Below are 12,822 nucleotides of genomic sequence, written 5' to 3' on the forward strand. Positions count from 1 at the left end.
TGGCCCTTCTCACTCGGAGACGCCCATGAGCTACAGCAAGATCCCGGCTGGCAAAGACCTGCCCAACGACATCTACGTCGCCATCGAGATCCCGGCCAACCACGCGCCGATCAAGTACGAAATCGACCACGATAGCGACTGCCTGATGGTCGACCGCTTCATGGCCACCCCGATGTTCTACCCGGCCAACTACGGCTTCATCCCGCACACCCTGGCCGACGATGGAGACCCCCTCGATGTGCTGGTCGTGACCCCCTACCCGGTCGCCCCCGGTTCGGTGATCCGCGCCCGTCCGGTCGGCGTGCTGAACATGAGCGACGAAGCCGGTGGCGACGCCAAACTGGTCGCCGTCCCGCACGACAAACTGAGCGTCCTCTACAAGGACGTGCAGGAATACACCGACCTGCCACCCCTGCTGATCGAGCAGATCAAGCACTTCTTCGAGAACTACAAGGATCTCGAAAAAGGCAAATGGGTGAAGGTCGAAGGCTGGGGCAACGCCGAAGAAGCCCGCGGCCTGATCACCAAGGCCGTCGCCGCCTACCAGAAGTAAGCTGCGACCGTCCTGGAGAAAGCCGGCCACGAGCCGGCTTTTTCATATCCGCGGCAAGCGTCTAGTCAAGTAAGCCAGGCAACATTGAATCGCCCCTAGTTTCGTAGACACCTCCAAGCCTCATAATGAGGCCCATTAGGAGGTGCCATGAGCAACCAGCGTTACCCCGAAGAATTCAAAATCGAAGCGGTCAAGCAAGTGACCGAGCGTGGCCTTCCTGTAGCCGAGGTGGCAGCGCGGTTAGGTATGTCGGTGCACAGCCTGTATGTCTGGATCAAACGCTACAGCAAGCCCCAGGGAAAGCGGCAGCAAGAGGACGATCAGCAGTCCGAACTGCGTCGTCTGCGTGCTGAACTCAAGCGAGTCACCGAAGAGCGAGACATCCTAAAAAAGGCCGCCGCGTACTTTGCCAAGGAGTCCGGCTGAAGTACGCCTTCATCAACAAGCTGTCGGTGGAGTATCCGGTTCGGCGTCTCTGCCAAACCCTCAAAGTGCATCCCAGCGGTTACTACGCTTGGCTATCCGAGCCAAACTCCGTACGCGCCAAGGAAGATCAGCGTCTGCTTGGGTTGATCAAGCATGCGTGGCTGGAAAGTGGTGGTGTTTACGGTTATCGGAAGATCCACGACGACCTGCGTGAGTTGGGTGAGTCCTGTGGCCGTCACCGAGTGACCCGCCTGATGAGGTTGGAGAAACTGCGTTCGCAGACCGGCTATCGTCGGCGCCCTGGCTATTACGGTGGCAAGCCGAAAGTGGCCTCGCCCAACCGCCTGGAGAGACAGTTCAAGGTCGCAGAACCCAATAAGGTCTGGGTCACTGACATCACCTACATTCGCACCTATGAAGGCTGGCTGTACTTGGCCGTGGTGCTGGATCTGTTTTCACGCCAGGTGGTCGGCTGGTCGATGAAGCCACGGATGTGCAGCGACCTCGCGATCGATGCCTTACTGATGGCGGTGTGGCGGCGTAAGCCCAAGCAGGAAGTGATGATTCACTCAGACCAGGGCAGTCAGGGTGGATTCAACCGGTCGTGGCAACACCTTTGATCATGGAGGTGTTTATGGGGCGACCTGCAGGGTGGATGCAGAAGTTGACGGGGCGAGGGGCAATGCGCTCGCCAGGTGCGCCGTCACTTCGCCGTGAGATCGAGCGGCTATTTGGGGAACAGATCGCAACCGGGATCACAAGCGAAAGGGCGGCAGAGGCCATTGGCGTATCGTCAGCGATGGGCACACGCTGGTTCCGTCATCGCGGCGGGATGCCATTGTTCATGTCGAACCACATCATATCAGGAAGGTACTTGTCGTTCGCTGAGCGAGAGGAAATCGGGCTGTTCCGGGTGCAAGGTGTTGGTGTGCGTGAGATTGCTCGCCGTCTTGGACGAAGTCCGTCGACAGTTTCACGGGAGCTGACTCGTAACGCAGCAACTCGTAGCGGCCGACTCGAGTATCGCGCTTCAGTCGCGCAGTGGAAGGCGGAACTGGTTGCCAAGAGACCGAAGCCGGCGAAACTGGTGACCAACCCGCGACTGCGCCATTACGTGCAAGAGCGCTTGGAAGGCAAGGTTCATGAAGCTAATGGCCGTGAGATTGCCGGGCCTCTACAGGCACCGTTCAAGGGGCGAAATAAACCACATCGCGGTGACCGTAAATGGGTCAATGGTTGGTCGCCTGAACAGATTGCCAACCGGCTGCAAATCGACTTCCCGGATGACGAGTCCATGCGTATTTCTCACGAAGCTATATATCAGGCTCTCTACATTGAGGGGCGAGGCGCTCTCAAGCGCGAGTTGGTGAGTTGCCTGCGTACTGGGCGGGCGTTGCGCGTACCAAGAGCCAGGGCGCAGGCCAAATCATGGGCACATGTCAGCGAGGACGTCATGATTTCCAGCCGCCCTGCTGAGGTGGAAGATCGTGCCTTACCAGGGCATTGGGAGGGTGACCTGATCATTGGCCTGAACCGATCCGCGATCGGGACGCTGGTCGAGCGGTCAAGCCGATTTACCATGCTCGCTCATCTGCCTCGCGAGGAAGGTTACGGGCTGACTCCCCGGACGAAGAACGGCCCCGCTCTTGCTGGCTACGGTGCTGTCACCATGACCAATGCTCTGAAGAAGGCCGTAACTGGCTTGCCCGTTCAGCTGTGGCAATCACTGACTTGGGATCGCGGAAAGGAGCTATCGGATCACGTCCGCTTTACCATCGAGTCTGGAGTGAAAGTCTTCTTTGCCGACCCTCACAGTCCATGGCAGCGCGGTACGAACAAGAATACAAACGGTCTTCTGCGGCAATATTTTCCGAAAGGCACTGACCTGTCTCGTTGGAGTGACCAAGAGATCCAAGCCGTAGCCCATACGCTGAACACTAGACCCAGAAAAACACTCGGCTGGAAAACACCTGCCGAGGCACTGAACGACTATCTGAAATCTATTCAGCAACGCAGTGTTGCGACGGCCGGTTGAATCCGCCCAGTTCAGCAGCCTGGACTGGCAAAGTTTCCTTAAGGCCAACAACCTGATCAGTAGCATGAGCCGGCGCGGTAACTGTCACGACAACGCCGTGGCAGAAAGCTTTTTCCAACCGCTGAAGCGCGAACGCATTAGACGGAAAACCTACGGCAATCGGGAAGAAGCACGCGCTGATGTGTTCGATTACATCGAGATGTTTTATAATCCTAAACGCCGGCACAGCAGCGCTATGCAGCTATCGCCAGTGGATTTTGAAAAGCGGTATTTCCAGAGCTTGGAAAGTGTCTAGGAAAACCGGGGCGATTCATGCTCTGGATTGCGTAGCTAGGGCAAGGAGGATTAGGTTGGCTAGTGAAGAGGATCGGAATTAGTTGCCATCCTATCCCAACACCGGCTTGGGGCCAGTGTTGGGGATGCAGTGTCTTAAATTGCAGAAGCTATTACTACAAATAATTATGTAGAGTTTTCTTTGTAATTATCTCTCTTTCGCGATTCTCTAGTCCAGGCCGTGGTTGATTCTTCATTTTGCAGCTTTTCGAGGTGAGATCTTTTTATAATTTGATTTATTAGGGTCTTGGATGTGGTCATTCTTCCGACAGGAATTGAAACTGAGTCTGATAATGGTGCCATTACAGTCACCATTGCGAAGAAGTCTTTCATGGCCAAAATTTCTACAGAATTTGTTTGGCGCCCTGGGTTTATGTATAGGCCGTTGTCAAAAATTCGGTTAAATGCCTTGGCTGATTTTGTTTTAAGTGACGCTGGTAATAGTAGCGAGGTAGAAAGGGATTGGGGGCTGCCTGACCACCTTCTGACTAAAGCTCTAAGATCTCCCAAGAGGTAGTTTAAGTCTTCTGTTGCTCCCCAAGACGATCCGCCAGGGCGTAACCAAAAAAAACTAGGCTCTTGTGTTTCGTTTGCTTTAGGGATGTCTGAGTTTGAAATAAGCTCGAGTAAGGCTTTTCTGTTATGGTCAAGATATGGGTAGCCAATGAATGGTCTATTTTGCGAGTCGCAAAGGCCGCTTTCAATGTCGAGCCACTTATGAAGATCTAAATATCCATCCTGAGATGTCGCTTTTTCTAGTGAGTCGATGCTTACTAGTCGAGAGTACTCTTTGCGTGCGGCAACTGTTGCAGCAGGGCGGTCTAATTTTCTGAGTTCATAGGACATTGCATCAGTAAGCTGTCTAAGCTTTCCGGGGCGATCACCTTCAATAGTTGTTAGGGTGGTTTCAAGTTTCGGGGTTAACGTCAGGGTTAGATACTCGCTTCCAGCAATCTGTGCATGGCTAAATCTGCCCGGCTGTACGTCTAGAATTGAATAAAGACTCCACTGCTCCGGGTTCTTTATTTTTCTAAATTTTCTTAAATAGTCTTTGAAGTTAGCATCAAAGGCTTCTCGGGCGAAGTTTGCCTCTATATCCATTCTTGCTGGAATAGGCGTCAGGGTTATTAAATTTCTTGCACTATGAAGGCCGCGAGAGGCTATCATGCTTTGGCTTATGAGATCGAACCAAACTTTTGCGTGGAATTCATCAACAACTGTTAGCGTTGGGGTCGAGTCTGTACTTGTCCGAAATAACTCTCGGGCTGACTGATGTAGTTCTACATTATCACCAGTAATTGTTACAAGGCTCCGTGCTCTTAAGTCATTTAGCACTACTCCGAGATCGTGTCCGTCGAATCCAAAGAAGCGAGCGAGGCGTGAGATACTAATTTGCTCAATGGTATTTAGTACTCGAAGGACAAACTCGTCTACAACAGGCATTCGCCTGTCTTTTGTGATCTGTGCGGATATGATGAATTCCCTGCATGGGATATTAAATCCAAAGGTGTTAATTAAAATTGGCTGAGCAAGGTCTATATCAAGATTGTATTCGGTCATGATAAGTCCTCAATGGGAATTACTTTAGAGTGTTCCGGGTGTGATTTTAAGTGATGTAGTACTTTTGACATTGGGGATCTATTTGAGACCGAACTCCACATGCGTGCTGATCCTATTATGATAAGTCTGGCTTTTGCGCGAGAGACAGCAACATTACATCGATTTGGCGAGCCGACGTGCCCAGTATCCTTTATGTGATTGCTGGCTACCAAAGATAGAATTACTATTGAGTTCTCTTTTCCTTGATAGGAGTCCACGGTATCTATGCGAACCATTCTCCTGAACTTTGGATCCCACGCATGTTTTGCCCATGCGATTTCTAGCTTTCTTTTTTGACCGGCATACATGCAGATCACACCGATAGGGGTTTCTTCGTCGAGTTTGTATAGTTGGGCGGTTATTTCTTTGTCTTCGCTAATTATCTCAAGTGTACGTAGGATTGCTTCAATTTCTGAGTTGTTGTGGCGAGTTGTTTCGCCGGCAGGTCTTTTCTCGCATTCTTCAGGGTGTGCAGAAGTGTCAATCCATGTAATAGGGTTCTTAAGAATGTTGCTTATCGAGCTGTCAAAAGAAATCCCTTGTTGTCGCATTGGTGATGTTTCGAGCTTGACTTCATGCGGCTCGTAGAAGCATGAAGACACCATCTTGCAGATGGCTGGATCCATTCGATATTGTTCAGTGAATCGAGAGCCAATTGTATTGCCGTATGGTGAGGTAAACGTGCGCTCGAAGTCACTTATTTGAACTTGCTCAGCCTCTACTTCGCCGAGTTTTTCGGATAGCTGATATGCTATATCTCTGCTAAGCATTGGCTTTAGCTGGAGATGATCTCCTACTAAGAGCACTCTTCTTGCCATTTGAATGGGCACAGCTAGTTCGCCTGGTGTACATCTGGCTGCTTCGTCGACAATAACCCAGTCAAAAATTTGGGTGTCGATCCTGATTTTTGTTTGCCCAACACCGACGCATGTAGCGGTAACGATATTTCTTGTTTTGGCTAGAAATTCTTCAAAGTTGCGTTGTGGGGACGATAATGCACTCAGCCAGTCTCTAGTTAACGTTAAAGATTTTCTAGCTGAATTCGCGTCGGCAGGGGAAACACCTGTATGCTTTTGGGTCAGTTCTTCTACTGCGTAGTCCAGCTCTTCTAGCGGAAGCTTTACATTAACCTCACGTCCGAGCGTCTGTTTTGCTGCTGCATGAAATGCAGACTCAAGTCTCGCAATCTGATTAAGAGTTCGTTCACGTTCAGGGCTAGACTCATCGAGATCCAAGGTGCCCGCATTTTGAGCGGCATAACATCTTCTGGCTGATAAGCCTACACTGCTATCTAGGTCGAAAAGTTCACTGGCAAAAGGTCGTGCGATACCTTTTGCTGATGTGAGTTGCGAATATCTGAACTTTGCGGCAGCCTCGAAGCGTACTCTGTAGCGCTCTCTAAGCTCTGCAGAATGGTACGGTTTTATTTTTTCTGTGATTCCTTTTGAACCAATTCTCAGTAGGTTTGGGCGGCCACCGAATTGTTTATACAAAGATAGTAAAGATTCAATTGCATTGTTTACCGCTTCGTGTGATTGGCTGGCAATTAGTATTCTTTGGCTTCCGCCTGTTGTCAGTAGCCAGTGCACAAAGGATGCAATGAATCTAGTTTTTCCTGTCCCAGGTGGGCCCTGCAACAAACCGACTGGACCATAACGCAGTAATTTTCGGAAGGCCGATTTTTGTCCTTCGTTTAGATTGTATTTTTTTAGGTCTTCTTCGGGTATTTCTACTTCAAAATCGGTTGGATGTTTGTCGGTATTTGAGTGAAAGTAGTCAATAAGGTCAGGAATGGCAGATCGTCTGTCTAGGATCCGATCAACAGCTTTTGTTCTTCTGTCAATAGAGGTTTGGGCTCTTCTATCTACCAGTTGAACTATATCTCCTTCCGAGAGGCGCCGCCCATTTCCACGAATTGCAATTGTTCCGGGAAAGCTGCTAAGGCTGTACTCTACTTCGCCGATACGTTTGTTAGAAGTTGAGTAAACTTCAACTGTGTCGTCGGGGTCGAAGTCGAACTCCTTTCTTGTATTCTCATACTTATATATTGAAGTGCCGTCCGAACTTGCGATAAGTCTTGTTAACTCAATTTCGATACGATCTTGCTCCTCCAAGTCCATGATAGTTCGCCAGTGTCGCTCGACATCAAGTTTGCTTGAATGGGGTTTCGGCTTTAAGGGGAATGTCTGGATTTTCGCTTGTCCAGTAATACCCCTTAAATAATGATAGATGTCATCAAATGAGTCCTGCTTTGATTCTTCTATTTCTACTTCTATATCTATCGCTTGCCCAGTAACAGAGGCGTGCGCCAAGGCCGTGAAGTGGGGTTTTTGATGTTTCAATGATTTTGAATTTGCTCTATCTCCTTCGATTATTATCTGTATGTGTGGTGAGGTTAATGTGAATTGCTCGGTATCAGCGTCTGGTTCTGTCCTTGAAAGGTAGAAGCCACGTCCTGTGGTGTATTCGCCGGGAGTGTGTTTTAGATAAACTTTGAAGCGAGATGCTGGAGGTGTATTTATTCTATTTATGCATTCTTTGATTGAGTGTAATGCGGGCTCTAGGGACTCTATTATAGGTCGTTCAGTTTCTTTTAGTAAAAATGTAAGGATTTCTCTTGTTTGATCGGACGGGTGTTGTGTGAGCAGGTTTGTAATGATTTTTAGCGCAGCGTACCGATCTAATGATTGTTGAGGCATTCTCTCCCAATTAGGTGGGCACATTGCTGGTGTTCTGATCTCCCCAGAGCCAACAGGAGATATGTCAAATGGATCTAGTATGTAGGTTTCATTTGTAGCTTCGTTAAAGATAATGTTGGATGGTGATATATCACCATGGTCGCAGCCAAGGTCATGTAGGGCTGTGACAGCGTTCAGGATCTGCAGGGCTATGCTCAAGATGTCTTGAGGGCTTAAGTTCTCTATTTTACCTATAGGTGTTCCTTCACAATACTCATAGATCACATAGGGGCCTATTGGAGATAGGCCAGTATCTAGGAACTTGGGGACTCCAGGAATTGGGGAGGATTTTAGCCTGTGCGCGCTATCTAATAAGCTGAATAATGCAAGGTCTGTCGCTGTAGATAATCCGCGTAATACACCATTCCATACTTTAACAGTTAGGTCACTATTTGAATCATGGGCGGTGATATATACGGAGCAGCTCGCTTTTGTCGATAGCGGCGATTTCATCGGCCAGCGTTGATATGGAATTATATCTGTTTCGAATCTGTCTAAAAGGGATTGGTCAATAGATTCTCTTTGGTTGCCCTCGATGAGATTAGAGAAATCTTCGGTCATTGTTATGGCGTCGCAGTATCTTTCGTGCGGCGCCTCGGAAAGACCCTTTGTGATCCAGCCTTTTAAGTGTAGTAATTCTGGGAGGAGGGATGATTCCAAGGAGGAACTATCTCTGCCAGGTGGGCTCCCTGTTAATATTAATGTTGCTAGATATGCGCACATATAAACATCGCGCTGTTGCCCGGTGCTCGGTGTGCTATTTGGTGAAATATCCTCTGGTAGGTCTGGTGAGTAACCTCGTAGAGATGTTAGCCAGTCGACTACGGATTCTTGATCAGGGATTTGAGAGCACATTAATCCTGTTGCTGAAATATCACTTGGGCTGCCAATCCACAAGCAGCGTGCTCCTAAGTCTCGGTGTGAGATTTGATGTTGGTGTAACTGAGAGACTATATTTAGAAGTCCTGAGGTTATTACCAATCTATCGGATATCGATAGATCTTCATGAGCGCGCTCCAAATAACGATCGAGGGTGCTCCAGCCTTGGGATATAGCCCTAATTTCAAAATGATGTGTGGAAATTTCTTCGTGAGGGGTTGATATTTCCCTTAGTAATTTATTTCCGGAGACTAGGCTGCTTTCCTTTTCCTGTAGATGAGCAAATGCCTTGGTTTCTCGGAGGGCAATAAATTGGCGCCTATCAGGACTGTTTAAACCGACCGGTAAATTTTCAAATGACCAGGTTCTAACTATTGCTTTTAGTCTAGTCTCTGCTTTTCGCTCTGCTCTGTGGTCAGACCAGACCCCTTTAGGGTGTTTAAATAGGTCGGGCTCGATAACTTGGTATCCCGACCAATCTGCTTCAAGTGGTTGAAACAACTTTGTGTTGCCAAAAGCTTTCTCAAACTCGGTTTCTAGTTGGTATAGTTTTAGAATTCCAAGCTTTGTCTGTTTTAGGAGCTCTCGCTTTTTGGTCGGTGTAGCGATAGAGCAGGCTTCATTTAGACTCCATACGTAATAGGTCTCCGAGGGGTGAAGGAATTGCTTGGTTGCACTTCCTGTTAGAACCACGCGGTGATCAACATAGAGCTGGCTTCCGATGGCGCCAAGCTCGCCTTTTAATACGGTCTTTAGTTTTTTTGCTTTTTCGCTTGCTTGGATAACAGCTGATCGCCCTCTATTTTGACGGCCAATTAACCATCTGTCGTTCTGATGTGTCAGCTTTCCATTCCAGTCTTTTATTTCTAGTATTAGAACTCTATCGTCCATCACCACTATTGCGTCGATTTCCATAGGGTCTTGACCCCTAGGAAAGCAATTTAGTGCAACATAGAGCAGCCACTCTTGGGGGAGGGACTTGGATAGGGCTTCAACTCCCTTAATCTCTCTTTTCATTATCCCTGAGCTGTTCAGGTAGCGAACTCGGCAAGCCATAATATTTCCCTGTAATTGGCTGTCTTTGGTTTCTAGCTGAGTTTCTTTGCTAGGTTTTCAGTTTTGGGGTGGTAGTAGCGCATAAGCATTCTGGTGTCTTGGTGGCCAGTTATTTTAGTTAGCTCGTGAAGTGGAAATATTTCGGCTAATCGTGAAGTCGCTTCATGTCGTAGGTCATGAAAGCGCAGATCGACCAGAAAAAGATTGCTATCTATCAACTGATCAACTTTGTCTTCTGATAAGCCTTCGTGCTGAAGCTGCACGGTAAGCCCCTCCACATAGGCTTGGCGAGCATCGACTATGGCATTGTTGAATGCTTTAGTAATGGTGTCCGGGCGGCTCTTGAACACGCGACCATTCTCGCGTTTGGGCTGGCTCTTCACGATTTCAGCTGCGCGGCTAGAGAGGGGGACGCCAAGGGCAGAGCCGTTCTTGGTCAGCGGCAAAATGGCGGTGCGTTTTTCTACGTCAACGTTGCTTCTCAGCAGTCCAGCGATCTCACTGCGGCGCATGCCGGTTTCGACAGCAAATTGAATGATCTGTGGCAACTCGGCCGAACGAGCGTGCCGACAGATCATCTCCAACTCGTCCAGGTGCTCGCATACCAGTTTGCCGTCCCGGAGTGCCCACACATTCGCGCTCATGATTCGCCTATCCCTGGCGTCATCAACACTGGGCTGGCGAATCAGCTCCACGGGGTTGCTCAGGGACTCCATGCGCCACTCTTTACGGGCGATGGTGAAGACATGGGATATCAACGCAAGCTCACGGCGTACTGTGGCCGCTGCTAGCCCGTCTGCAAGGCGTTGATCGCGGTAACTGGCCATGTCGGCGCCGCGAATGCTGGCCAGCGATCTTAGGGCCAGTGGGTGGCGTTGCAGGGCTTGTACGCGGGATAGCTCAGAGTCGCTGCTGCGCTTCTTGCTGGTAACCTGCTCGGCGTACATCTCCAGGGCTTTGGCGAAGGAGGTCGATTCCGCCTCGTTGCGGCTGACAAATACGCCGGCGTCTATCTCACGCTCGATCATCGTCGCCCAAGCTTTCGCTTCAGCCTGGGTGTTGAAAGTGCGGGTCTGTTGGGGCCACCCTTTACGCCTGATTTGGGCGTGCCACTGGTATGGGCCTTTCTTCCTGATCGTCGCCATCTTCAATCGCACTGTGCCAAAAATGTGCCATTAATCTTACAGGAACACCCATGGAAGCCGCAAAAAACGCGCTTATACGCGAAACCTTCCCTGTCTTGCCTTTGCAGTGCAACTGCACGGCCATCAGCGGTGTATGCACCGCGACCGGCGACTGACGCCCCTCGAAGTCACCCACCAGCAGGCTGAAGTCGAGGCCATTGGCCTGCCAGCGCGGCACCTCGGGATGATGGGTGAAGACCGGCGGCCCGTGGCGCTCGGCATCCGGCAGGGCGATCCACAGTTGCACGGCATGCAGGCGGCCGCCGTCGGTCGGTGAATCCTCGGTATGCACGATGCCGTCGCCGGCGCTCATCAGATTGACTTGGCCCGGCCGTACCCACTGCTGGTTGCCGAGACTGTCGCGGTGCAGCAGCTCGCCTTCGATCATCCAGGTGAAGGTCTGCAGGCCGATGTGCGGGTGGGCGCCCACGTGCATGCCGCCCTCCCCCGCGAACGTCGCCGGGCCGGCGTGATCGAGAAAGCACCAGGCACCGATGCGCCGGCGCTGCCGCGACGGCAACAGGCGCTGGATCGGGATACCGCCGCCGATTTCTTCACGACGGGCGGTGATGCGTTGGAATGACGATGACATGGGAAGCACCGATGAGCATTGAGGGGCTCAGGGTGCGGGAGATGCGCGGAGGCGTCCAGCCGTGCTGGGAAGCCCCCTCTCTGTGCAACCGGAGCATAGGTAACAAATTAAACCGGCAGCATGGGTTACACCTTTCCCCTCGCATGCCATTGGGATGCGGGCTCCAATCGTGAAGTCTGCAGGTTGATGTAACCCAGCAGGTGAAAGCTATAACGCACCTCCAGGCGTCCATCATCGACTTCACGTAACCCCACACGATGCTGGGCTAGCAGCTCGCTGATGTAAACGAGGCGGCCTTTGCACTTGATCTCACCGTTTTATCGAACGTTGCGTACCTGCTGGTCCTCGTTGTACTCGACAGACCGCTGCACTGGCGAATACCGGCGCAGCGAGGCTTGATATAGGCTCGCTGGCGTATATCTGTCCAAGCCTTCATGGCTACGGTGCTCATTGAACTCCTTGCGAAATGCGGCTAATGCTGCCTGTTGAGCGAGCGCCGACGTTCCACGCAGCTGATCACCGATAGCCCGATTGAGTGATCCATGCATGCGCTCATGACGAGCATTTTGCGTCGGCGTGCCCGGCCGGGTGCGATGCACTCGGATGCCTAATTCAACCCACCACTTCGACAAGCGCGTCAGGCCTCCCGCGCCTCGACTGGCAAAGGGGGAGCCGTTGTCGGTCAAGAGCCCCTCGGGCAAGCCATACTCATGGAAAACCCATTCGAAGATTGGCTTGGCCTGCGCGTAATCAGGGGCCTGCACGGCATGGCAGCCAAGCAGGAAACGGCTGGCGTTGTCCGTCACCGTCAAGGGATAGCACCAGTGCCCGCCCTGCGTAACGTACTGACCTTTGTAGTCCGCGCTCCACAACGCATTGTTGCTGCGGCCTAGCTCGAAGGGCTCGGGCGCCGCTGGATAGGGCCTACGATAGCGCCGCTGTTTGACCAGCCCAGCAGACTTGAGCACCTCACCGGCGGTACTGTCTGCCGGCCAATCGTGGCCAGGCCGCTCGCGGCGCAACAGGTCCATCACCTTCTTGGGACCAAAGCTGGGATGCTCTTTCTTGACGGCTACGATCTGCTCAGCCACCTGCGGATTTACCGCATGCGGGCAGCAGTGAGGGGCTTTAGAGCGCTCCATCAAACCCTCGGCTCCCGCCCGCTGATAGCGCTCGATCCATTTGTAGACGGTCTTGCGGCTAAGCCCATAGCCCACGGCAAGCTCACTAATCGAGTACCGGGCGCTTAGCCAGTCGGCAATCAGCTTTACCTTCAAATCCATTACACAAGTCTCTTTCCAGGGCATGGGCAGCACCTCCTGCTCACACCGTAACTTGTGTAACCCATCCTCCCGGTCTCGTTTGTTACCCATGTTGCCGGTTTGGACACTCCCTGGCCCTCTCCCGCGAGGGGAGAGGGAATGCTC

General features: G+C 51.3%; 6 protein-coding genes and 4 pseudogenes. 5 read left to right on the forward strand and 5 right to left on the reverse strand.

What is annotated here, in order from left to right; all coding sequences use genetic code 11:
* Window positions 1-25 precede the first annotated feature (25 nt).
* The 4 genes and pseudogenes from ppa to ACYRGX_RS21880 form a co-directional block, all read left to right on the forward strand.
* Complete coding sequence (gene ppa, locus ACYRGX_RS21865) at window positions 26-553, forward strand: inorganic diphosphatase (protein ID WP_473054518.1); 528 nt, start codon at window positions 26-28, stop codon at window positions 551-553.
* Between the two features lie 147 nt (window positions 554-700).
* Window positions 701-1,566 (forward strand): annotated as a pseudogene (locus ACYRGX_RS21870) (IS3 family transposase); the annotation flags it as partial.
* 68 nt (window positions 1,567-1,634) lie between these two features.
* The gene (locus ACYRGX_RS21875; RefSeq protein ID WP_473054519.1) at window positions 1,635-3,014 is read left to right on the forward strand and encodes an IS30 family transposase; all 1,380 of its coding nucleotides are present in this window, start codon (window positions 1,635-1,637) and stop codon (window positions 3,012-3,014) included.
* A pseudogene (locus ACYRGX_RS21880) lies at window positions 3,013-3,309 on the forward strand (IS3 family transposase); the annotation flags it as partial. The gene ACYRGX_RS21875 and the pseudogene ACYRGX_RS21880, both read left to right, overlap by 2 nt.
* A 164-nt stretch (window positions 3,310-3,473) precedes the next feature.
* Here the strand turns inward: ACYRGX_RS21880 and ACYRGX_RS21885 are convergent.
* The 3 genes from ACYRGX_RS21885 to ACYRGX_RS21895 form a co-directional block, all read right to left on the reverse strand.
* On the reverse strand, window positions 3,474-4,907 hold the full coding sequence (locus tag ACYRGX_RS21885) for a hypothetical protein (protein ID WP_473054520.1): 1,434 nt from the start codon (window positions 4,905-4,907) through the stop codon (window positions 3,474-3,476).
* Entirely contained in the window at window positions 4,904-9,580 is a 4,677-nt protein-coding gene (locus ACYRGX_RS21890; RefSeq protein ID WP_473054521.1) for an AAA domain-containing protein, read from the reverse strand. Before ACYRGX_RS21890 ends, ACYRGX_RS21885 begins: the two co-directional genes overlap by 4 nt.
* 71 nt (window positions 9,581-9,651) lie before the next feature.
* Window positions 9,652-10,647: a tyrosine-type recombinase/integrase gene (locus ACYRGX_RS21895; protein ID WP_473054522.1), complete on the reverse strand. Its 996-nt coding sequence runs from the start codon at window positions 10,645-10,647 to the stop codon at window positions 9,652-9,654.
* Between the two features lie 167 nt (window positions 10,648-10,814).
* On the opposite strand from ACYRGX_RS21895, the pseudogene ACYRGX_RS21900 reads away from it, so the two are divergent.
* Window positions 10,815-10,904 (forward strand): annotated as a pseudogene (locus ACYRGX_RS21900) (MBL fold metallo-hydrolase); the annotation flags it as partial.
* Window positions 10,905-11,047: 143 nt separating this feature from the next.
* On the opposite strand, the pseudogene ACYRGX_RS21905 reads toward ACYRGX_RS21900, so the two are convergent.
* Window positions 11,048-11,395: pseudogene (locus ACYRGX_RS21905) on the reverse strand (pirin family protein); the annotation flags it as partial.
* Window positions 11,396-11,712: 317 nt separating this feature from the next.
* A complete protein-coding gene (locus ACYRGX_RS21910; protein ID WP_473054523.1) occupies window positions 11,713-12,702 on the reverse strand; it encodes a DDE-type integrase/transposase/recombinase in 990 nt (329 codons plus the stop codon).
* Window positions 12,703-12,822 lie beyond the last annotated feature (120 nt).

Source organism: Pseudomonas sp. R4-15 (assembly GCF_055768815.1).